The sequence below is a fragment of the Sphingobium salicis subsp. salicis genome (assembly GCF_049472635.1).
Taxonomy (GTDB): domain Bacteria; phylum Pseudomonadota; class Alphaproteobacteria; order Sphingomonadales; family Sphingomonadaceae; genus Sphingobium; species Sphingobium yanoikuyae_A.
Genome location: NZ_JAYRCS010000001.1, coordinates 564,010 through 586,333, shown reverse-complemented (window position 1 = coordinate 586,333; position 22,324 = coordinate 564,010). Strand labels below are relative to the sequence as shown.

General features: G+C 64.3%; 21 protein-coding genes. 8 read left to right on the top strand and 13 right to left on the bottom strand.

The annotated features are described in order from the left end of the window. Positions 1–24: 24 nt before the first annotated feature. Together VHN57_RS02940 and glmU are read right to left on the bottom strand one after the other, a co-directional pair. Complete coding sequence (locus tag VHN57_RS02940) at positions 25–888, bottom strand: metallophosphoesterase (RefSeq protein ID WP_278988515.1); 864 nt, start codon at positions 886–888, stop codon at positions 25–27. After that, positions 885–2,177 (bottom strand): bifunctional UDP-N-acetylglucosamine diphosphorylase/glucosamine-1-phosphate N-acetyltransferase GlmU, encoded by a 1,293-nt coding sequence (glmU, locus tag VHN57_RS02935; protein ID WP_278392473.1) that lies wholly within the window; start codon positions 2,175–2,177, stop codon positions 885–887. The genes VHN57_RS02940 and glmU overlap by 4 nt, the downstream gene beginning before the upstream one ends. A gap of 154 nt (positions 2,178–2,331) precedes the next feature. Here glmU and VHN57_RS02930 point away from each other — a divergent pair, with 154 nt between their 5' ends. From VHN57_RS02930 to VHN57_RS02920, 3 genes are all read left to right on the top strand, one after another. Then, the gene (locus VHN57_RS02930) at positions 2,332–3,000 is read left to right on the top strand and encodes an HAD family hydrolase (protein WP_423282710.1); all 669 of its coding nucleotides are present in this window, start codon (positions 2,332–2,334) and stop codon (positions 2,998–3,000) included. Then, positions 2,997–3,758, top strand: a complete 762-nt coding sequence (locus tag VHN57_RS02925; RefSeq protein ID WP_423282707.1) for an enoyl-CoA hydratase/isomerase family protein — start codon at positions 2,997–2,999, stop codon at positions 3,756–3,758. Before VHN57_RS02930 ends, VHN57_RS02925 begins: the two co-directional genes overlap by 4 nt. Before the next feature lie 142 nt (positions 3,759–3,900). Next, complete coding sequence (locus tag VHN57_RS02920; protein WP_313229923.1) at positions 3,901–5,052, top strand: GGDEF domain-containing protein; 1,152 nt, start codon at positions 3,901–3,903, stop codon at positions 5,050–5,052. Here the strand turns inward: VHN57_RS02920 and VHN57_RS02915 are convergent. From VHN57_RS02915 to VHN57_RS02875, 9 genes are all read right to left on the bottom strand, one after another. Beyond that, on the bottom strand, positions 5,028–5,303 hold the full coding sequence (locus VHN57_RS02915; RefSeq protein ID WP_004211159.1) for a hypothetical protein: 276 nt from the start codon (positions 5,301–5,303) through the stop codon (positions 5,028–5,030). The two genes, VHN57_RS02920 and VHN57_RS02915, sit on opposite strands and share 25 nt — an antisense overlap. Before the next feature lie 94 nt (positions 5,304–5,397). After that, entirely contained in the window at positions 5,398–6,798 is a 1,401-nt protein-coding gene (lpdA, locus tag VHN57_RS02910; protein ID WP_125998727.1) for a dihydrolipoyl dehydrogenase, read from the bottom strand. A gap of 107 nt (positions 6,799–6,905) precedes the next feature. Beyond that, positions 6,906–8,153, bottom strand: a complete 1,248-nt coding sequence (gene odhB / locus VHN57_RS02905; protein WP_004211157.1) for a 2-oxoglutarate dehydrogenase complex dihydrolipoyllysine-residue succinyltransferase — start codon at positions 8,151–8,153, stop codon at positions 6,906–6,908. 8 nt (positions 8,154–8,161) lie between these two features. Then, a complete protein-coding gene (locus VHN57_RS02900; protein WP_004211156.1) occupies positions 8,162–10,957 on the bottom strand; it encodes a 2-oxoglutarate dehydrogenase E1 component in 2,796 nt (931 codons plus the stop codon). Positions 10,958–11,055: 98 nt separating this feature from the next. After that, complete coding sequence (gene sucD, locus VHN57_RS02895) at positions 11,056–11,940, bottom strand: succinate--CoA ligase subunit alpha (RefSeq protein WP_004211155.1); 885 nt, start codon at positions 11,938–11,940, stop codon at positions 11,056–11,058. A 99-nt stretch (positions 11,941–12,039) separates the two neighbouring features. Beyond that, entirely contained in the window at positions 12,040–13,002 is a 963-nt protein-coding gene (gene mdh, locus VHN57_RS02890) for a malate dehydrogenase (RefSeq protein ID WP_010337480.1), read from the bottom strand. Positions 13,003–13,318: 316 nt separating this feature from the next. Further along, positions 13,319–14,431: a cell division protein ZapE gene (gene zapE / locus VHN57_RS02885; protein ID WP_004211152.1), complete on the bottom strand. Its 1,113-nt coding sequence runs from the start codon at positions 14,429–14,431 to the stop codon at positions 13,319–13,321. Then, positions 14,428–14,889, bottom strand: coding sequence for a PaaI family thioesterase (locus tag VHN57_RS02880; RefSeq protein ID WP_048937829.1), 462 nt, complete (start codon positions 14,887–14,889; stop codon positions 14,428–14,430). The genes zapE and VHN57_RS02880 overlap by 4 nt, the downstream gene beginning before the upstream one ends. Before the next feature lies 1 nt (position 14,890). Next, a complete protein-coding gene (locus VHN57_RS02875; protein ID WP_004211148.1) occupies positions 14,891–15,679 on the bottom strand; it encodes a succinate dehydrogenase iron-sulfur subunit in 789 nt (262 codons plus the stop codon). 277 nt (positions 15,680–15,956) lie between these two features. On the opposite strand from VHN57_RS02875, the gene VHN57_RS02870 reads away from it, so the two are divergent. Genes VHN57_RS02870 through VHN57_RS02860 form a run of 3 tightly spaced genes read left to right on the top strand, consistent with a single transcriptional unit; the run spans position 15,957 to position 18,564 of the window. Then, complete coding sequence (locus VHN57_RS02870; protein ID WP_278985949.1) at positions 15,957–17,036, top strand: glycosyl transferase; 1,080 nt, start codon at positions 15,957–15,959, stop codon at positions 17,034–17,036. Then, positions 17,033–18,136 carry a CDP-alcohol phosphatidyltransferase family protein gene (locus VHN57_RS02865; protein WP_278985951.1) on the top strand — a complete coding sequence of 368 codons (1,104 nt, stop codon included), beginning with the start codon at positions 17,033–17,035 and terminating at the stop codon, positions 18,134–18,136. The genes VHN57_RS02870 and VHN57_RS02865 overlap by 4 nt, the downstream gene beginning before the upstream one ends. Further along, positions 18,133–18,564, top strand: coding sequence for an HIT family protein (locus VHN57_RS02860; RefSeq protein WP_278985952.1), 432 nt, complete (start codon positions 18,133–18,135; stop codon positions 18,562–18,564). The genes VHN57_RS02865 and VHN57_RS02860 overlap by 4 nt, the downstream gene beginning before the upstream one ends. Before the next feature lie 9 nt (positions 18,565–18,573). On the opposite strand, the gene VHN57_RS02855 is transcribed toward VHN57_RS02860, so the two are convergent. After that, positions 18,574–19,590, bottom strand: a complete 1,017-nt coding sequence (locus VHN57_RS02855) for an outer membrane beta-barrel protein (RefSeq protein WP_278985953.1) — start codon at positions 19,588–19,590, stop codon at positions 18,574–18,576. Between the two features lie 177 nt (positions 19,591–19,767). On the opposite strand from VHN57_RS02855, the gene VHN57_RS02850 reads away from it, so the two are divergent. After that, entirely contained in the window at positions 19,768–20,946 is a 1,179-nt protein-coding gene (locus tag VHN57_RS02850) for a BamA/TamA family outer membrane protein (protein ID WP_278985954.1), read from the top strand. 72 nt (positions 20,947–21,018) lie between these two features. Then, positions 21,019–21,396: a hypothetical protein gene (locus VHN57_RS02845; RefSeq protein ID WP_374551910.1), complete on the top strand. Its 378-nt coding sequence runs from the start codon at positions 21,019–21,021 to the stop codon at positions 21,394–21,396. Between the two features lie 104 nt (positions 21,397–21,500). On the opposite strand, the gene VHN57_RS02840 is transcribed toward VHN57_RS02845, so the two are convergent. Beyond that, positions 21,501–22,271, bottom strand: coding sequence for a phosphocholine cytidylyltransferase family protein (locus VHN57_RS02840; RefSeq protein WP_069337757.1), 771 nt, complete (start codon positions 22,269–22,271; stop codon positions 21,501–21,503). Between the last annotated feature and the right edge of the window lie 53 nt (positions 22,272–22,324).

The following is a 22,324-nucleotide window of genomic DNA, read 5'->3' as shown; positions in this document are numbered from 1 at the left end:
CATGGCCGAGCCATGAAAAGAATGTCATCGTGGCCGGATGGTGACCAGCCAGATGTCGGGCGGCGCCAGCATGCGGAAAGGCAGGCCACTGGTCCCCACGCCCCCGGACACGATCATCGCCTTCCGCCCATCCTGATAGCGGCCACAGGCATAGCGGGTGCCATAGCGGGAGGGCACGTAGACGATCCCGGCAAAGGGCAGTGCCACCTGACCGCAATGGGTATGGCCGACCAGGGTCAGCGATGGTGCATCGGGCAGCAACGGGAAGACATCGGGTCCATGCGACAGGATGACCGGCGCGCCGCCAATGTCCTGCATCGCTTTCAACGTATCGGGTATGTCGGGCTTGCGGGTATAGATATCCTTGAGCCCGCCGATCGCCAGCGGCCCGCGCCGCACCGCGCCATCCTGTACCAGGGTGATGCCCAGATCGGCAAAGGCGCGCTGCCAGTCATCGGCGCTGAGCGCCACCCGGTTCTTCCTGCTGCGGCTGTCATGATTGCCCAGCACCGCGACCACGCCCATCGGCGCGCGCAGCCCGGCAAAGGGCGCGATCGCGTGGCGCGCATCATAGGTCGCGCCCCATTTATTGTCGCCGATATAGTCGCCGCCCAGCAGGATCAGGTCCGGCCTGAGGCCGTTGATCCGGGCCACGATCCGCGCCATCCGCGCCGGGCTGTTGTCCGGCCCGGACAGATGGGTGTCCGTCAGCAGCGCGACCGTGAACGGCTGCTTCGACGTACCTGCCGGGAAAGGCAGCACGACATCGGCGCGCCGCACGACCGGCATCGCGCGCGCATTCATCAACAGCCAGAGCGGCCCTGCCACCGCGATCAGCAACAGGAGCAGCAGAACGGACAGAAACGGCCGGCGCCGGATGAAGCTCAAGCCTTCGCCTTCCGCTCGCGCATGCGGGTGCGGAACGCCGCCGCCCAGCCCGGCTTGCTTTCCTGCTGCGGGCGGACGAGGCACAGCGCGTCCGCCGGGACCGGCTTGGTCACGACGCTGCCCGCCGCGACGATGGCGCCATCGCCGATCGTCGCCGGCGCGACCAGCGCGCTGTTCGAGCCGATGAAGGCCCCCGCGCCGATCTGCGTCTTGTATTTGAAGAAGCCGTCATAGTTACAGGTGATGGTGCCCGCACCGATATTGGCCGCTGCGCCGACGCTGGCGTCGCCGATATAGGAGAGGTGATTGACCTTCGCCCCTTCGTCTAGGCGCGCCTTCTTGATCTCGACGAAATTGCCGACCTTCGCCTTGGGGCCGATATCGGCGCCCGGACGCAGCCGGGCATAGGGGCCGATGTCGGCGCCGCTGGCCACGGTCGCGCCTTCCAGATGCGAGAAGGCATGGATGACGACATTGTCGGCGATGGTGACACCCGGACCGAAGACGACATTGGGTTCGACCGTCACGTCGCGGCCCAGCACCGTGTCGTACGAGAAGAAGACGGTCTGCGGCGCGACCAGGGTCACGCCCTCACGCATCGCCTCGGCCCGGCGACGATCCTGCCACACGGCTTCGACGCCGGCCAGTTCGGCGCGGCTGTTCACGCCGGCCACTTCCCACGCTTCCGTCTCGATCACGGCGCTGTTCGCGCCGGGCAGCATGATGATGTCGGGCAGATAATATTCGCCGGCCGCATTGTTGTTGCCGATCTGGTCGAGCAGCACGAACAGGTCGCTCGCCCGCACCGCCATCAGGCCGCTATTGCACAGGGTGACGGCGCGCTCGGCCTCGCTCGCATCCTTAAACTCGACCATCTTCTCGATAATGCCCTGGCCATCAGCGATGATCCGGCCATAGGCGGCGGCATCATCCGGACGGAAGCCCAGCACCACCGCGCGCGGTTCGTCACCCCGGCTCAGCCGATCGAGCATCGCCTTCATCGTCGCGCCGCTGACCAGCGGCACGTCGCCATAGAGGATCAGCACGTCGCCCGCGAAGCCCGCCAGCGCATCATGCGCCTGCGCCACGGCATGACCGGTGCCAAGCTGCTGTTCCTGCACGGCGATGGCGACGCCGCTGCCCTCGACCGCCTTTTCCACCTGCTCGCGGCCGGCGCCGACCACGACCACCTGCCGCTCGGGCAGCAGGTCCGCGACGCTGGCAAGCAGGTGCAGCAGCATCGGCCGCCCGGCGATCGGGTGCAGCACCTTGTGCGTGCCGGACTTCATCCTTGTGCCCTGCCCGGCGGCAAGGATGACGACTGCTAGGGGGCGAGGTGCGGTCACGGCGAGCGCGTCCTTTTCGTTCAAGTGGTCTGGAATATCACGGCTCTCTGCCATGTTTGCCTTGCCATTGCCACCGCCGACGCGGCATGGCGATGCCATGGCACGCTTATCCTTCGACATTGTCGGCTTCGACCTCGACGGCACCCTGCTCGACACCAGCGGCGATCTCGCTGCGGCGGTCAATTACGCGATCGGCACGATCGGCCGAGCCCCCTTCCCGGTCGATTCCATCCGGCCCTTCGTGGGCAAGGGCGCCAAGGTGATGCTGCAGCGCGCGCTCGACGCGTCGGGCGGCTATGACGACGCGATCCTCGACCAGACGCTGCCGATCCTGCTCGATTATTATGCGCAGAATCTGGCGCTCCACTCCCTGCCCTATCCCGGCATGATGGCGATGCTGGATGCTCTGACGGCGCGCGGCGTGAAGCTCGCCATCTGCACCAACAAGGCGGAACGCTTCACGATTCCCTTGCTGCACCAACTGGGCCTGTTCGACCGTTTCGCCTCGGTCGTGGCCGGTGACACGGTCGGCATTGCCAAGCCCGATCCGGCGCCGATCCATGCAATGATCGAGCGGGCCGGCGGCGGCCGCACCATCTTCCTGGGCGACACGATCAACGACATTGCCGGCGCCCGCAATGCCGGCATTCCCAGCATCGCGGTCAGCTTCGGCTTCCTCGACGGCCCGGTCGAAAATCTGGAGGCCGACGGCGTGATCCACCATTTCGACGAACTGGTGCCGATGCTGGAAGCCTGGCCGGCATGAGCTTGCGCCTGGAGCGGGATGGCGCGGTCGCCCGGCTGCTGATCGACCGGGCCGATCGCCGCAATGCCATGACCCAGGCAATGTGGGAAGCTCTACCCCATCTGGTCGCCGATGCCATGGCCGATGCGGATATCCGCGTGCTGATCCTGGCCTCGGCCACGCCCGGCCTGTTCTGCGCCGGCGCCGACATCAACGAATTTGCCGCCTGCTCGGGCGATGGCGACTGGCGCGCCGCCAACCAGGCGGCGATCCGATCGACCCAATATGCGCTGGCCCATGCCGAAAAGCCGGTGATCGCGGCAATCGACGGCGATTGTGTCGGCGGCGGATGCGGGCTGGCGATCGCCTGCGACCTGCGCATCGCGGCGCCGACCGCACGGCTGGGCATCACCCCGGCCAAGCTCGGCATCGTCTATTCGCTGTTCGACACCCGCCTGCTGGTCGATCTGGTCGGGCCGGCGCGGGCCAAGCGCATCCTGTTCACCGGCGCGCTGCACGATGCGGAGGCGGCCCTTGCCATCGGCCTGGTCGACGAGATCGCGGCCGATCCGCTGGCCGCCGCCGACGCACTGGCGCGCGAGATTGCCGCCAATGCCCAGCATAGCGTGCGCGCGTCCAAGGCGATGGTTCGCCGCATCCTCGACGGACAGGCGGATGACGACATGGTGACGCTGGAAATGTTCCGCGACGCCTTCACCTATCCCGACTTTGCCGAAGGCGTCGCAGCGTTCCGCGAGAAGCGGAAACCGCGTTTCTGATCCAGGTTATGCAGTTTCCCGCTCGGCCCGCCGCAACCGTTACGCTCTCTTAACCATCGACATTTACCGGAAAATGCAGGATGGCGCTCCTGCATGACGCGACGTCATGCCGTCATGCTGCACAAAGGATCGGTCGCGCTTCGTGGGTGAGAATTTCGCCTTCTTCCTGCCCATCATGATGGCCAGCTTCGGCGTCGCCTTCCTCATCGTCTGGGGCTGGGGCGCGCGGGAAGCCGGCTGGTGGAGCGGCGCCTTCTTCAACGTCGCCATGGGCTTTGCCGTGCCGGTCGCGTTCGACTTCCTGCCGACGGACCTGTGGGGCATCGTCGCCGACATCGCCTTTGCCACCGGCTTCCTGCTGTTCAGCCAGGCGCTGCTGACGCGCTGGCGCCCCAATTGGGTGCTGGGGCTGCGCATCGCCATCTGGGCGATATCGATCCTGATCTGCAGCTTTGCGGTGATGCGGGACATCGTCCCGCTGGAACTGGTGTCGTCCGACTTCGGCTGCTTCCTGCTGATTTCCATCCCGCTGATCGCCGGACGCGGCCAGTTGCGCGGCTGGCCCGATCGCGCCCTCTATGCTGCCGTCACCCTGGTGGCCCTCGACAACCTGCTGCGCGGCAGCAGCGTGTCCTTCACCCTGCCCGGCGGCGTAGCGTTCCGCGACAGCCAATATGCCTTCCTGATGCAGGCGCTGGCCTGCATGTTCGGCCTGTTCCTGGCCCTCTCCGCACTCGCGGCGGCCATGCAGGACGTGCTCACCCGCTATCGCCATGATGCCCATGTCGATCCGCTGTCCGGCCTGCTCAATCGCCGCGGGTTCGAGGAAGCGGTGGCGCGCCATGATGCCAGCGGCAGCCTGATCGCCTGTGACATCGACCATTTCAAGCGGGTCAACGACGCCCATGGCCATGGGCTGGGCGACCGGGTGATCGTCGCGCTGGCCGATGCGCTGCGCGCACTGGCCCCGGCCGATGCCGTCATCGCCCGCTTCGGCGGCGAGGAGTTCATCCTCTTCCTGCCCGGCGCAGACCCTGCCATGGCGACCGGCATTGCCGACGCGATCCGGCTGCGCTTTGCCGAACAGGCGGCAAGCCGGCTTGGCCTGCCCGGCCCGCTCACCGCCAGCTTCGGCCTCACCAGCCTGCACCGCGCCGACCGCTCGATCCATGACGCGATCGCACGGGCCGACAGCGCGCTCTATGAAGCGAAGGAAAAGGGCCGCAACCGCGTCGCCATTCGGCCCGCGCTGGCGCCCGCCGGCGATGCTCAGTCGAGCCGCGCCATCGCCTGAAGAAAAGCGTCGCGCGCGGCCTGGCGCTTGAGCCGCCGGCGTCGCAGCAGGATGGCGACCGCGCCGAAAGGCAGGCACACCGCCAGCCCCAACGCCGTCTGCGGCAATATCTGCAACGTCATTTCGGGATGGCGAACGATCGCGATGATGTCGGCCAGCGCGGTCAGCACCGAAAAGATGATCCATAGCGCAAAGAACAACCGCTCAGGATTGGCCGACGGCACCGACTGGCTAGAGGGAAATTGGTTCATGCGCGTCCGATAGAACAGCGCGCGTCCTTCCCCAAAAGAAAAAGGCCCCCGCTTGGCGGAGGCCCCTTCCCTTATCCTGCGATAGCGCAGTCGATCACATGTGGATCGGCTTGCCGGTCACGGCCATCGCCGCTTCCTTGATCGCTTCGCTGTGCGTCGGGTGCGCGTGGCAGGTGTAAGCGATGTCTTCGCTCGATGCGCCGAATTCCATGGCCTGCGCCGCCTGGGCGATCATCGTGCCGGCGACGGTGGCGATGATCCACACGCCCAGCACCTTATCGGTTTCGGCGTCGGCGATGATCTTCACGAAGCCGTCGGGCTCGTGATTGGTCTTGGCACGGCTGTTCGCCATCATCGGGAACTTGCCGACCTTGACGGCGCCACGTTCCTTGGCGGCTTCCTCGGTCAGGCCCACGCCCGCGATTTCCGGCTTGGTGTAAACCACCGAGGGGATCACGTCATGGTTCACGATGCCGGTCAGGCCCGCGATATTCTCGGCGACGGCAATGCCCTCGTCCTCGGCCTTGTGCGCCAGCATCGGGCCGGGGATGACGTCACCGATCGCCCAGACGCCCGGAACCTTGGTGCCGAACTCATGATCGGTCTCGATCTGACCGCGCGCGTTCAGCTCCAGGCCGATCTTGTCGAGGCCCAGGCCTTCGGTGTTGGGACGGCGACCGATCGACACCAGAACGACGTCCGCTTCGATCTTCTCGGCTTCGCCACCGGCGGCGGGTTCGACGGTCAGGGTCACGCCCGACTTGCCGACTTCGGCGCCGGTCACCTTGGTGCCGAGCTTATATTCGAAGCCCTGCTTCTTGAAGATTTTGTTGGCTTCCTTGCGGACTTCGCCGTCCATGCCGGGCAGGATCTGGTCGAGATATTCGACCACGGTCACCTTGGCGCCCAGGCGCTTCCACACCGAACCCAGTTCCAGACCGATGACGCCGCCACCGACGACGACCAGATGACCCGGAACCTTGTCCAGTTCCAGCGCGCCGGTCGAATCGACGATCTTGCCGCCTTCATTGTCCACGGCCACGCCGGGCAGCGGGGCGACCGACGAGCCGGTGGCGATGACGATGTTCTTCGCCGTCACCTTCTCGCCATTCACTTCGACGGTGTTGGCGCCGGTGAAGCTGGCCAGGCCCTTGAGCCAGGTCACCTTGTTCTTCTTGAACAGATATTCGATGCCGCCGGTCAGGCCCTTGATGGCATCGACGCGCTGGCCCTGCATGGTGGGCAGGTCCAGGCTCATCTTGTCGATCTTGACGCCCAGCTTGGCGAGCGCGCCGTTGGCGGCCTCGTCATAGAGTTCCGAGGCGTGCAGCAGCGCCTTCGACGGGATGCAGCCGACGTTGAGGCAGGTGCCGCCCAGCGTCTCGCGGCTTTCGGCGCAGGCGGTCTTCAGGCCCAGCTGCGCAGCGCGGATCGCGGCGACATAGCCACCTGGGCCAGCACCGATAACCAGGACGTCATAATCGAAATCGGACATGGGGTTTTCCCTTCTCCAGTCATGCCAGCCTAACTGGCATCGCTCTGCCCCAAATCAAGGGCAAGAGGCGCCCCGGCCGAAGCCGGGGCAACAATAAATGGTGATTATTACAGGTCGATCAGCAGACGGGTCGGATCCTCGATCGCGTTCTTGACCGCGACAAGGAAGGTCACCGCTTCACGACCGTCGATCAGACGATGGTCATAGCTGAGCGCCAGATACATCATCGGGCGGATCACGATCTGACCGTTACGGACGACCGGGCGGTCCTCGATGCGGTGCAGGCCCAGAACCGCCGACTGGGGCGGGTTGATGATCGGGCTGGACAGCAGCGAACCGAACACGCCGCCGTTGGAGATGGTGAAGGTGCCGCCCTTCATATCTTCCATCGTCAGCTTGCCTTCCTTGGCCTTCTTGCCGAAGCCGCCGATGGTCTTTTCAATGGCAGCGACGCTCAGGCTTTCCGCATTGCGGATGACCGGAACGACCAGGCCGGTCGGGGCCGAGACGGCGACCGAGATGTCGGCGAAGTCGTTATAGACGATCTCGTCGCCTTCGATCTGCGCGTTGACGCCCGGAATGTCCTTCAGCGCCATGCAGACGGCCTTGGTGAAGAAGCCCATGAAGCCCAGACGGACGCCATGCTTCTTCTCGAACAGATCCTTGTACTTGGCGCGCGCCTCGATGACGTTGGTCATGTCGACGTCGTTGTACGTGGTCAGGAGGGCAGCGTTGTTCTGCGCTTCCTTCAGACGCTTGGCGACGGTCTGGCGCAGGCGAGTCATCTTGACGCGTTCCTGCTTGCGGCTGGGGCCAGCGGCCGGGGCGTCGGCGGCAGGCGCCGAAGCCGGGGTCGCGGCAGCCGCCTTGGCAGTGCCGGCGGCGACGGCGGCCATGACGTCGTCCTTGGTCAGACGGCCGTCCTTGCCGGTGCCCTTGATCTTGCTCGGGTCAAGACCATGCTCCAGCACCAGGCGGCGGACCGCCGGCGACAGCGTCAGGCTGCCGCCCTCTTCGTCGTCCGATGCAGCCGGGGCCGAAGCGGCCGGCGCGGGTGCAGCGGCTTCCGCCTTGGCGGCGGGAGCAGCGGCAGCAGCCGGTGCGGCAGCAGCGGCACCGCCTTCGTTCACATAAGCCAGCAGCGCGCCGACCTCGACCGTGTCGCCTTCCTTGGCGACCAGATCACCCATGACACCGGCGACCGGCGAGGGCACGTCGACCGCGACCTTGTCGGTTTCCAGGCTGACGATCGGCTCGTCGGCCTTGACCGCTTCACCCGGCTTCTTGAGCCACTGACCGACGGTTGCTTCGGTAACGGATTCGCCCAGCGTGGGGACTTTGACTTCGGTTGCCATGTGCTTTCTCAGCCTTTCTTCTGGCGACGGATTTCTTCACGAACGCTGTGACCCAGCGCATCGGCGACGAGGGCGCCCTGTTCGGACACATGGCGCGAGGCCAGGCCCGTGGCAGGCGATGCCGAAGCCTTGCGGCCGGCATAGCGGGCGCGCTTGGGCGCCTTGCCGGCCTTGGCCAGCGCTTCCTCGATATAGGGTTCGACGAAGGACCAGGCGCCGTTGTTGCGCGGTTCTTCCTGACACCAGACGACGTCTTCCAGATTGGTCATGCGCTCGATGCGCGTGGCCAGTGCGTCAGTGGCGAACGGATAAATCTGTTCGATACGGACGATCTGGGTGTTGGCATCGCCGGCGGCGTCGCGGGCTTCCATCAGGTCGTAGAAGACCTTGCCCGAGCAGAGCACCAGGCGCTTGGTATCCTTGTCGGCCGAACCATTGGGGTCCGACAGGATGCGCTTGAAGTGCGTTTCGCCCAGGAAGTCCTCGGCCTTGCTGACGGCGGCCTTGTGACGCAGCAGCGACTTGGGCGCCATGATGATGAGCGGCTTGCGGAAGGGCCGCAGCATCTGGCGACGCAGCGCGTGGAAGTAATTGGCCGGGGTCGTGATGTTCGCGACCTGGATATTGCCTTCGGCGCAGAGCTGCAAATAGCGTTCCAGACGCGCCGAGCTATGCTCCGGGCCCTGGCCTTCATAGCCGTGCGGCAGCAGGCAGACGAGGCCGTTGGAGCGCAGCCACTTGGTTTCCGACGACGCGATATACTGGTCGAAGATGATCTGCGCACCGTTGGCGAAATCGCCGAACTGCGCTTCCCAGATCACCAAGCTCTTCGGGTCCGCCAGGGCGAAACCATATTCGAAGCCCAGCACACCATATTCGGACAAAGGCGAGTCCAGCACTTCGAAACGGCCATGCGGCACGGTCGAAAGCGGGATATACTTGGCCTCGGTGTCCTGGTCGGTCCAGACCGCGTGACGCTGGCTGAAAGTGCCGCGACCCGAGTCCTGACCCGACAGGCGAACGCCATAGCCTTCCGACAGCAGCGAACCGAAGGCCAGGGCCTCACCGGTCGCCCAGTCGAAATTGGCACCCGACTTGAACATCTCGGCCTTGGCATCCAGCACGCGCTTCAGCGTCTTGTGGACATTATGGCCTTCGGGAACCGTGGTCAGCGTGCGGCCCAGGCTGTCGAACAGCTTCTGGTTGATCGCCGATTCCACGCTCTGGCGCGCGGTTTCGGCATCGGCCGGCTTGTGCAGGCCCGACCAGCGACCAGCGAACCAGTCGGCCTTGTTGGCCTTGTAGCTCTTGGCGGCTTCGAACTCGTCTTCCAGATGGGCGACGAACTCGTCGGTCGAACCGGAGACGAACGCATCGTCCACCACGCCTTCCGCCTTCAGGCGCGCGGCATAAATGTCGCTGACCGGCGGATGCTGACGGATTTCCTTGTACATCAGCGGCTGGGTGAAGCCCGGCTCGTCGCCTTCGTTATGACCGAAGCGGCGATAGCACCACATGTCGACGACGACGTCGCGATGGAATTTCTGGCGATATTCCATGGCGAGCTTGGTCGCAAAGGTCACGGCTTCGGGATCGTCGCCATTGACGTGCAGGATCGGTGCCTGGACACCCTTCGCCACGTCCGACGGATAGGGCGAGCCGCGCGAGAATTGCGGGCTGGTGGTGAAGCCGATCTGGTTGTTGATGATGAAGTGAACGCAGCCGCCGGTGTTGTAGCCGCTGACGCCCGAGAAGCCGAGGCATTCCCAGACGATGCCCTGGCCGGCAAAGGCCGCGTCGCCGTGGATCAGCACGGGCAGAACCTGCTCATGCTTGGTGAGGTCGTCGCGGAAGGTCTGCTGCGCGCGGACCTTGCCCAGCACCACCGGATCGACGGTTTCGAGGTGCGACGGGTTGGGAACCAGCGACATATGGACCTTGACGCCGTCGAACTCACGGTCGGTCGAGGTGCCGAGATGATATTTCACGTCGCCCGAACCACCCACGTCTTCGGGATTGGCGGTGCCGCCCGAGAATTCGTGGAAAATGACGCGGAAGCCCTTGGCCATGACGTTGGCAAGGACGTTCAGGCGGCCGCGATGGGCCATGCCGAACACGATCTCGCGCACGCCCGATGCGCCACCATATTTGATGACCGCTTCGAGCGCGGGGATCATGGACTCGCCGCCGTCGAGACCGAAGCGCTTGGTGCCGACATATTTGCGGCCCAGGAACTTCTCATACTGCTCGCCCTGGATGACCTTGGCGAGGATCGCCTTCTTGCCCTCGGGCGTGAAGTGGATTTCCTTGTCCTTGCCTTCCAGGCGTTCCTGCAGGAAGCGGCGCTCTTCGACGTCCGCGATATGCATATATTCAAGGCCGACATTGCCGCAGTAATTCTGGCGCAGGATCGTCACGATCTCCGCGACGGTCGCATATTGCAGGCCCAGCGTGCCGCCCAGGAAGACCTTCTTCGACGCGTCGGTCAGGCCATGATATTCCGGGGTCAGGTCCGCCGGCAGGTCACGCTTGGCCAGGCCCAGCGGATCGAGATTGGCGGCCAGATGACCGCGCACGCGATATGTGCGGATCAGCATCTGCGCGCGGATTGCGTCCTCGGCAGCCGATGCGATATCGGCCTCGGAAACAGCGGCACCCTGCGCCTTTGCAGCAGCCTTCACGGCCACCTGCATCTGCGTCGGGTCCATCGCCCCGGTCAGGTCGTCGGTGTCCGCCAACGGCCAGTTGGGGCGTGCCCAGCTCGGCCCCTGTTCGATCTCGAAATCCTGGTTCTCGTAACCCATCGTCTTGTGTCCCATGCATGCCGCGTGCAGTCGCGGAGCGGGAAAGTGCGGCCGGGGTGCAGCCCGGCCGCGTTTCCATATCATATTTTAAAGGCGGATCAGCCCTTCAGCACTTCCAGCAGGGTCTCGCCCAGCAGGCTCGGGCTGGCAGCGACCTTGATGCCGGCCGCTTCCATCGCCGCGATCTTGCTTTCCGCGTCGCCCTTGCCGCCCGACACAATCGCGCCGGCGTGGCCCATGCGACGGCCCGGAGGCGCCGTGCGACCCGCGATGAAGCCGGCCATCGGCTTCTTGCGGCCCTTCTTGGCTTCGTCGATCAGGAACTGGGCAGCCTGTTCTTCCGCGTCGCCGCCGATTTCACCGATCATGATGATCGATTCGGTGGCGTCGTCGGCCAGGAACAGTTCCAGCACGTCGATGAAGTTGGTGCCGTTGACCGGGTCACCGCCGATGCCGACGGCCGTGGTCTGGCCCAGGCCCGCATTGGTGGTCTGGAACACGGCTTCATAGGTCAGCGTGCCCGAACGCGACACGACGCCGACCGAACCCTTCGAGAAGATGTTGCCGGGCATGATGCCGATCTTGCATTCGCCGGGCGTCAGCAGGCCGGGGCAGTTCGGGCCGATCAGGCGCGACTTCGAACCCGACAGGGCGCGCTTCACCTTGACCATGTCCAGAACCGGGATGCCTTCGGTGATCGCGACGATCAGCGGGATTTCGGCATCGATCGCTTCCAGGATCGAGTCGGCCGCGAACGGCGGCGGAACATAGATGACCGAGGCGTCGGCGCCGGTCTTCGACTTGGCTTCGGCAACGGTGTCGAACATCGGCAGACCGATGTGGGTCGTGCCGCCCTTGCCGGGGGTCACGCCGCCAACCATCTGCGTGCCATAGGCAAGAGCGGTTTCGGTGTGGAAGGTGCCGGTGGCACCGGTCATACCCTGGGTGATGACCTTGGTGTTCTTGTTCACCAGAATGGACATATGTGTCCCTTTATTCTCTGTGGACGTGGCACTTGGGTCTAAAGCGACCCGTCCCAGGCTGCGCACTTACCTGGAACGGGACGGTGCAAGCTGGTTGGCTCAGGCGAGCGAGGGATCGATACCCTTGCAGGCTTCCAGCAGTTCCTTGACGGCGTCGACCGACACCTGAAGGTTCGCCTTGGCTTCGTCGTTCAGCTCGATCTCGATGACCTGCTCGACACCATCCTTGCCGATGATGACCGGCACACCGACATAGAGATTGTCGACGCCATACTGGCCGGTCAGGTTCGCGGCGCAGGGCAGCAGGCGCTTCTTGTCGCCCAGATAGGCTTCGGCCATGGCGATCGCGCTGGTGGCGGGCGCATAGAAGGCCGAACCGGTCTTGAGCAGCGCGACGATCTCGCCGCCGCCCGAACGGGTGCGCTTGACGATGGCGTCGATGCGCTCCTGGGTCGAACGGCCCTGCTTGATCAGGTCGGGAACCGGGATGCCGGCGACGGTCGAATATTCGATCACCGGAACCATGGTGTCGCCATGGCCGCCGAGCACGAAGCTGGTGACGTCCTTGGCCGACACGTTGAATTCTTCCGCCAGGAAGTGGTTGAAGCGCGAGCTGTCCAGAACGCCGGCCATGCCGACGACCTTGTTCGCGGGCAGGCCCGAAAATTCGCGCAGCGCCCAGACCATCGCGTCGAGCGGGTTGGTGATGCAGATGACGAAGGCGTCGGGCGCGTTGGCGGCGATGCCCTCGCCCACGGCCTTCATGACCTTGAGGTTGATGCCCAGCAGGTCGTCGCGGCTCATGCCCGGCTTGCGGGCGACACCGGCGGTGACGATGATGACGTCCGCGCCCGCGATATCGGCATAGTCGTTGGAACCGGTGATCTTCGCATCGAAGCCTTCGACCGAGGCGCACTGCGACAGGTCAAGAGCCTTGCCCTGGGGAACGCCTTCGACGACGTCGAACAGGACGATGTCACCGAGTCCCTTGAGAGCCGCGAGATGCGCGAGCGTGCCGCCGATATTGCCAGCGCCAATGAGCGCGATCTTCTTACGGGCCATATGCAATCATCCTCCAAGATGTGAACTCTGGAATTGTCAGTGCGCCTACGCCCATATTGTGGGGGTTTCAACCAAACAAAGCCCCCTGCCGCAAATTATCTTTGCAATTCATTCGCAGTTGCATTAGAGGCTTTTTCACACCCTGTCGCTCCTGGTCTCCTACCCTGGACCTAGAGCCTTCCCTGCAGCGGTAGCCTGCCGGATGCTTCCCAAGTGGAAGCATCCGGTCTGTTTTTCCGTAAGAAAGTTGCGCCCTGATGAACGTCGACGCAAGCGGCGATAGGGCGAAATGCGCGCACGACGGGGTGCGCCGCGCTTATTTGGGGCCGTGGCCCAGCGCGAGATAATCGTCGGACTGCATTTCCATCAGCCGCGACACGGTCCGCTCGAATTCGAACGCCCCATCCCCTTCGGGATAGAGTCGCATCGGCTCGGCATCGGCCGAGGCGAGCAATTTGACCTTATATTCGTAGAGCGAGTCGATCAGCGTGACGAAGCGCGCTGCCTCGTTGCGCTTCTCCGGCCCCAGCACCGGAATGCCGACGATGATGACCGTATGATATTTGCGCGCGATCGCCAGATAGTCGGGCGCGCCGCGCGCCTCGACGCACAGCCGCTTGAACGAGAAGACGGCAACGCCCTTCAGGCTCTTGGGCACATGCATGGTGCGCCCGCCCTGAACGACGATCTCCTCCGAGGGCACCTTGGCCCGGTCCTCGACCGAAAAGTCGGTCAGGCGGAAAAAGGCCTCCGACAGCGCCCTGGTCGCCTCCGGCCCATTGGGCACATGCCACAGCTTCGAGTCGCCCAGGCGGTCGCGGCGATAATCGACCGGACCGTTCAGCGTCATCACGTCCAGCTTGGCCTTGATGAGGTCGATGAAGGGCAGGAAGAGCTGGCGGTTGAGGCCATTCTTGTAGAGTTCGTCCGGCTCGCGGTTGGAGGTGGTGACGATCGTCACCCGCTTTTCCAGCAGCCCCGTGAACAGGCGCGACATGATCGCCGCATCAGCCATATTGTTGACGACCATCTCGTCGAAGCAGAGCAGCCGCGCCTCTTCGGCCAGCGACTCGACCACCGGCGGGATCGGATCGCCCGACTCGGACTTGCGCGCCTCGGCCAGGCGGGCATGCACGTCGAGCATGAATTCATGGAAATGGGCGCGCTTCTTGCGCTGCACATGGACCGTGTCGAAGAACAGGTCCATCAGCATCGACTTGCCGCGCCCGACCCCGCCCCACATGTAGAGGCCCCGCGGCGGCTCGGGCTGCTTGCGCAGCAGCTTCCACAGCGTCGAGCCACGCGCCGGCGTCGCTTCCAGATCATGCTGAAGCTGGTCGAGTCGCACGGCGGCGGCACGCTGGTCCGGGTCGGGCCGCAATTCGCCAGCCGCGACCAGCGCATCATAACGGGCGATAACGCTGGTCACTGCGCCTTGGGCGCCTTGCGCAGCGTGGCGGTGGACGCCGCGACCGGCTCGCCCTCCTGGGTGATCAGCATGCGCAGGAACATGAGGCGCCCGGTCTCGCGCAGCAATTCCACCTCGGCCAGCAGGTCGGGACCGACCTTGCCCGCGCCCAGATATTGCATCGACAGGTCGATGGTCACGCCGTTCACCTGATCGCGATAACCCATCGCCCACAGGCCGCCGAAATAGGCATGGTCGGCAAAGGCAGCGAGGAAGCCGCCATGCAGCGTATCGAGCCGGTTGCGGTGGCTGGTGCGGGTTTCCAGCGCGACATGCGCCTTCTTCTCGCCCAGCCCGCGCATATAACCGCGGCCGATGGCCTGCAGGAAGGTGTCGGGATGCGGATCGTGCCAGGCGGTCCAGCCCGACCATTTCCCTTCGTTCAGCGGACGCCCGCCTGCAACACCGTCGCTGGTCAACTTACAGCTGCCGTTCGACCATCATCTTCTTGGTCTCCGCGATCGCCTTGGCCGGGCTCAGGCCCTTGGGGCAGACGTTCGCGCAGTTCATTATGGTGTGGCAGCGATAGAGGCGGAAAGGATCTTCCAACTCGTCGAGGCGCTCGCCGGTAAACTCGTCGCGGCTGTCGGCCAGCCAGCGATAGGCCTGTAGCAGGATAGCCGGGCCCAGGAACTTGTCGCTGTTCCACCAGTAGCTGGGGCAGCTGGTCGAGCAGCAGGCGCACAGGATGCACTCATAAAGGCCATCCAGCTTCTCGCGATCGGCGGGCGACTGCAGCCGCTCCTTGCCGCTCGGCGCGGGGCTGACGGTTTGCAGCCAGGGCTTGATGCTGTTGTACTGGGCGTAGAAGTGGGTGAAGTCCGGCACCAGATCCTTGATGACGTCCATGTGCGGCAGCGGGGTGATCTGCACCTGCTTGCCGGCGCACTCGTCGATCGCAGTGGTGCAGGCCAGGCCGTTCTTGCCGTTCATGTTCATCGAACAGGAACCGCAAATGCCTTCGCGGCACGAACGGCGGAAGGTCAGGGTCGAGTCATACTCGTTCTTGATCTTCAGCAGCGCGTCGAGAACCATCGGGCCGCAATTGTCGAGATCGATCTCGAACGTGTCGTAGCGCGGATTCTCGCCCGAGTCCGGATCGTAGCGATAGACCTTGAAGCTGCGGACATTGGTCGCGCCCTCGGGCGCCTTGTGGGTCACGCCCTTGCCGCTGATCTTGCTGTTCTTGGGCAAAGCAAATTCGGCCATCGCTCGTCGAGCCTCTTCGTCGATGTCTGTCTGATGGGGGTCCGCATAACGAAAAATCTGCAAAGGTCCAGCACTGAGACCATGATTCTGCCCCGGCGGGCCTTGTTGCAAATCGATTGCAAATAATCATTGCCGAAGAGGGGCTTCGGCTTGCGTCCCGCGCCAGCCACGCTAGAGCGACCTCGTTTCGCCCCCCCTCGCATTGCGACGCGGGGCGAAGTAAAGCAAACGCAGGTCATGCCCCTGCGGCGGCGAATATCTGTGGGGACCGCCTTCATTGCCGATCGACATCGCCTTTCTTGCCATCGCCGAAGCGCAGCAGGTGTTTCACTGGCTGCCGGCCGCCCTTGAACTGGGCAAGCGCGCGGATGTGCGCGTCCATATACTCTCGCCCTCGCGCCTGATTCTCGATCTGGTCGCCAGCTATGATCCTGAAGGGCGGCTCGACCTCATCAAGCTGCGCCGCCCCTCGACCAAGCCCGATTCCCTGTTCCGCCTGCCCTCGCGGCTGGCGACGCTGCTGCTCAACTATCGCGCCATCGCCCGCTTCCCGACGCTGGTGACGACGGAGATTACCAGCGCCTGGCTGAAACGAGTGCCCGGCTTTGCCACCCGCCTGATCCTGATCAAGCATGGCGCGGGCGACCGGGCGGGCGGTTACAAGCAGCGCCACGCCGATTTCGACCTGACCATCGTCGCGGGCGAGAAGGACCGGCGGCGGATGATCGAATATGGCCTTTGCACCGAAACCAATTGCCTGGTCGGCGGCTATGCCAAGTTCGAACTGCGCGCGCCGCGCCGCGCCTTGTTCGACGATGACAAGCCGGTACTGCTCTACAATCCGCATTTCGACCCGGAGCTGTCCTCCTGGGTCAGGCACGGGCCGCAGGTCATGGCCGCGCTCGAAGCGCTGCGGGGCTGGAACATCATCATCGCGCCGCATGTGAAGCTCGCCCGCCGCGTCCCGCCGATCCACAGCGACAGCCCGCATATCCGTGTCGACATGGGCAGCCGCCACTCGATCGACATGAGCTACACGACCAGCGTCGACGCCTATCTGGGCGACGTGTCGAGCCAGGTTTACGAGTTTCTGCTCACCCCCCGCCCCTGCATCTTCCTCAACCTCGACCATCATGACTGGCGCGAGGATCAGGCCTTCGCCCATTGGCGTCTGGGCCAGGTGATCGACCGCGCCGATGCGCTTCAGGGCGCGCTCGATCGGGCAGCGGACTTGCAACCGGGCCTGGTTGCTGCTCAGGAAGCGGCAATGCAGGATAGTATCGATCTTTCTCCGGTCCCCGCCTCGCAGCGGCAGACCGCCCTCATCCTCGATTTTGCGCAGAAGGCACAGGCATGATGCAGACGATCAGCACCACCCTCGGCCCGGTTCGCCTGCTCGGCGAGAACGCGACCCCGATCTGGGGCATGTCCAACGCCGAACGCAATCGCCGCATGGCGGAAAGCGCAGCCAAGAATGGCAGCACGCTGGCGCCGGGCCATGAACTGGTCTTCAACCTCGCCTATGCCTTCGACCCGCTGCTGCTGCGGCTGGTGCTGGAAACGCCCGGCACCATGTTCGCCTGGGCCGGCCAGCCGATCGTCGGCCAGGTGCCTGCCGGCAGCGATCCGATGCAGGCCAGCAACCTCATCGACCTGTCGGACGGGCGCAAGCTCTACAATCGTCAGCTGCGCAAGCTGGAACAGCCGATGGTGCGCGAACTGGTGCCCCAGACCCGCAAGGCGATCGAGCGGCAAAGCTATTTCGGCGCCTATAAGGGCGTAACCGACCTGCTGACCAAATATCTCTGGCCCGAACTGGCGCTGATCCTGACGCGCATCGCCGCGCAGCTGAAGATGACGCCGAACATGGTGTCGGTGATCGGCGTGACGCTGTGCCTGGTCGCCACCTTCCTGTTCGCCAAGGGGCTGTTCTGGACCGGCTTCCTGTGCGGCTTCATCTTCATGGTGCTGGACACGGTGGACGGCAAGCTCGCGCGCTGCACCATCACCTCGTCCAAATGGGGCAATGTGATCGACCATGGCGTCGACCTGGTCCACCCGCCCTTCTGGTGGTATTTCTGGGGCACGGGCCTCACCTATTGGGGGCTGGGCCTGTCGGCCGGCACCTTCACCTTCATCATGACCGCCGTGATCGCTGGCTATATCCTCCAGCGCCTGATCGAAGGGATGTTCCTCAAGGACTTCAAGATGGATATCCATGTCTGGCGTCCATTCGACAGCCAGTTCCGCCTGATCACCGCCCGCCGCAACCCGAACATGGTGATCCTGTTCGTGGCGCTGCTGTTCGGCCGGCCCGACATCGGCCTGATCGCGCTTGCCTGGTGGACCATCATCTCGCTGGTCGTCCATGCCGTGCGCCTGGCCCAGGCCTATATCGTCCACCGCTCCGGCCGGCCGATCGTCAGCTGGATGGACGAAGCGGAAGCCGCGGCATGAACGCCACCATCGCGAAATTCGGCTGGCCCGCCACGCTGGTGGCCGAATTCGACCATTGGGTCGTGCTGCTGCGCCCGGCCCAGCCGACGCTGGGATCGCTGGTGCTGGCGGCCAAGAGCGACGCGACCGCGTTCGGCGACCTGCCGGGCGCCGCCCATGCCGAACTCAAGACCGTCACCGCTGCGATCGAGGCTGCGCTGACCCGCGCGGTGGGCTATGCCAAGATCAATTATCTGATGCTGATGATGGTCGACCCGCATGTCCATTTCCACGTCATCCCCCGCTATGACGGGGAACGCAGCGCCGCCGGCCTGACCATCGCCGATGCCGGCTGGCCGGGCCAGCCCGACCTTGGCAGCGCGGTCAAGATTGACAGCGAAGCTGACACGGCGCTGCGCGATTGGCTCAAGGGCCATTTCTCCCTCTGACCGAACGGATCAGGGCCGAAAGGTCAGGCTCAGCACGAAGCGGTTGGATTCCTGCCCCAGATTATATTCGGCCTGCATCGCCCAATGACTGGACAGTTCCAGATTGGCGCCGGCGATGCCGGCCCAGGGGCGGCGGCTCGACAGGTCGACCTTGTAGCGCAGGCCGACACCATCGCCGTCCTCGAACAAAGGGCCACTGCGCACCAGCCCCGACACGGTGACATCCATGTCGAAATAATTGGCGCCGACATAGGGTGTCAGGATCGTGTCGCCGCCCAGCGAGACGCGCGGGCCGGCCCGTGCCGCGATGTTGGTCATCTGCATGTCGGACCGGTCCTTCTTCGCCACGCTGATCGTCTTGGCGAGGGACAGGGCGGCAAACCAGCTGTTGCTGCCATAACCCAGGATGCTGCCGAAGGTGAAGGAGGTGTTGTCGACATCCGCCTTGAAGGGCAGCTGGCTATGACCGCAGGGCTTGGCCGGGCGACAGAAGGGGAAAGGCACGAAGGCATCGAGATCGATGTCGACGCCGACATCGACATGCCCCTTCACCTTGCCGATGCCGGCGAACAGGTTGAGGAAGGGAAACAGCCAGACATCCGCCTTGAACTCGCTGTTGCTGGTCCGGCTTTCCATCTCCGTCGTCGTGACGAAGGGCACCTGTAGCAGCGACGCGCCCTCTGGCGGATCCTCGCCCTTGGCAATGGCGACTGCCAGGTTCCGGCTGTTCATATGCTGAACATTGTGGATCAGCATGCCGCTGGCGCCCAGCGCGCGCTGGATATGATAGCCACGTTCTATCGCCGCGCGTCCGCCGATCGGCAGCAGCGGATATGTCCTGCGCTCGGGCGGGGGCTCCACCGCCCCTTCTGCGGGCGCAACGGGCATCGGCGTGTCGGTCGTCCCGCTGACGGGATCGGCGCTGGTCGCAACCTGGGTAATGATCGGGACGGGCGGCGCTTCTTCTGCGCGGGCATGGCTCGCCACGCCCAGCGTCATGACCGATAGCAGCGTCAATCCTCGCATCGCCATCATCCCCTGTCCCCCGGCCCCGCGCCCCGCTCCTTCGGGCCGGGCAGACAATATGCGGAAAAGGCGCTCGCCTGGCTTCTGGGTATTTTCCCCCTTTTGCCTGCACATTTCCCCCGATGGTGCCGCCCCCGCCTTCCTCTAGGCTGGTCCGATATGACAGGGAGACATGGCGTGCGACACGCGCTGGCCGGCCCAAGCCTGATGATGTGCCTGGGCATGGCCCTTCCCGCCGCCGCCCAGAATACGCCATCGCGCGAGATCATGGATCAGGCGCAGAGCGTGCAGGCCGGCGAACCGGAGCCCGCGCCCGATGCCGCCCTGCCCCCGCCCAGCACCAAGCCGGACCTGGTGATCGCGCCGATCCCGCTGTCCAATCCGGCGATGGGCACCGGCCTCGCCGGTGCGGCCGTGCTCTATTATAATCCCAACGGATCGTCCCGCCCCTGGGTCAGCGGCTTTGGCGGCGGTTATACCAGCACCGATAGTTGGGGCCTGGGTGCATCGCACAACATGACATTGGCCGACGACTGGCTGCGCTTCCAGGGCTGGGCCGGCTATGGCGTCGCCAATCTGCGCTTCTACGGCATCGGCGCCAATGCCGGCGCGTCCAACCTGTCGATCAAGCTGCGCGACAAGGCCTTCGCCGCCATGGTCGACACCCAATATCAGATCTTCAGCAAGGGCTTCCTGCGCCACCTCTCCTTCGGCGCGCGCCTCTATTATCTCGACATGAACGCCCGCGTTTCGCTGCCGCTGCCCAATCATCCGAACCTGACGCCGCCCGCGATCGAGCGGCACAGCCAGATTGCGATGCTCGGCCCCTCCTTCACCTTCGACAGCCGCAACAATCCGGTCGATCCGCGCAAGGGCGTCTACACCACCGGTTCACTGACCTATGGCGCCGACTGGCTGGGCAGCGACTTCACCCATCACAAGCTGCAGATTGCAGGCAATGGCTATTTCCCGCTGGGGCGCGAGACCGTGCTGGTGGTGCGCAAGACGCTGTGCGAGGCGTCGGACGGCGCGCCCTATTATGACCTGTGCCTCTATGGCCAGAATGGCGACCTGCGCGGCTATGAAACCGGCCGCTATCGCGACCGCGCCAGTTGGGCGCTGCAGGGCGAGGTGCGCCAGCATCTGTTCGGCAAGATCGGCATGGTCGCCTTCGGCGGCATCGGCGGCATTGCGCGCAGCGGCAAGGATATCTGGAAACATACCAAGATGCTCCCCGCCGGCGGTTTCGGCCTGCGCTATCTCGCCTCGAAGGAGGCCAATGTGAATCTGCGGGCCGACATTGCCTGGGGCAAGGACGGCGCCGCCTTCTATTTCGGGATCGGGGAAGCCTTTTAGGTCGGGTAGACAGATCAGACGGTCGGCAAACGACCACTTGCGGCCATAGCGACGGCCTGTAAGCATGTCCAAGTGCAGACATCTAATCGTCCTTCCAGCCTTCGCTTTCGCGATCTCACTACCATTGACGTGTTCGTGGCGGCAGCATTTGGTATTGCTGTTTCAGAAGGCTTCGCCGAATTAGGATTCATAGCTGATGGTCCTGCCATCATCGCTGCGATGCTTTTCGCGGGATTGTATATATCAATCCGAATGTCATGGCCGCTTCGGCAAAAGCGTTGGTTCTGGCCATGGGTACTTGTAATCGCGGCATTTGACCTGATCGCGCTTATTGCCCTCAGACCCGGATTAAGTTGGGTGCCTGCTCTCACAATAAGTCCAGCGATCTTCCTCCAAGTTTGGGTCTTTTTACGAGGAGCCGAATGGCTCCACAATAAATCGCGTCGCTGAAAATAAGGTCCGCTATTCGCCTGATCGGCCATAAAAGCGGAATGTCCGATAACCACCCATTCCGGCCATTTGGCAGCCGCCGAATTGGCTACGCAACCCGGCGCTCACGCGCCGTAGCGCCCTTCTTCCACCCATTTCTCGGTCAGCGCATTGGCCGCATCGACATCCTGCGGGAAATCGACTTCTTGCCATTCCAGCCCCTCGATCGACACGGTGCCGACCCGGTTGCCCTTGGCGATGATGTCGATCGCGCGCAGATACCAGCGGGCGACGCCTTCGGGCGTGCGCATCATCTGGTCGACCTGGTTGCGGAAGATCGCCGGCCCTTCGCCCACGAACGCCAGCATGCCGATCGATTCGGCATTGGTGTCGGGCGGCAGCAGCCGCTTGCCGATATGGTGCAGGCGACCGGTCTCGTCCCGGTTCACCTTCATGTCGTCATCGTCATAGTCGCCGTCCGGCTTCACATCGACGGTGACGGTGATCGCGTCCTTCGCGCCCGTGACCAGCTTTGCCACGATCTCGTCCGACACGATCGTGTCGCCGTTCAGGATGATGAAGTCCTGGTCCATCTCCTCGCGCGCGATCCAGCAGCTGCCAAGATTGTCGGCGACCTGGAAGAAGGGATTGAACAGCGTGCGGATGCGCGCGCCGGTCTCGCGATAAAGCTGCAGCGCATGATCCTCGACCCGCTCGGTGCGGAAGCCGGTGACGACGACGATGTCGGTCACGCCATTGGCGACCAGCGCGGCGATCTGCCAGCTGATCAGGGTGCGACCGTTGAAGTCGATCATGCACTTGGGCACGTCACGGGTCAGCGGCAGCAGGCGCGAACCCTGGCCGGCGGAGAGGATGATGGCTTTCTTGATGGTCATGCCCGCGCTTTAGAGCGATTTCGCAGCGCAGGGAAGAGAAGGACGCATTTGCG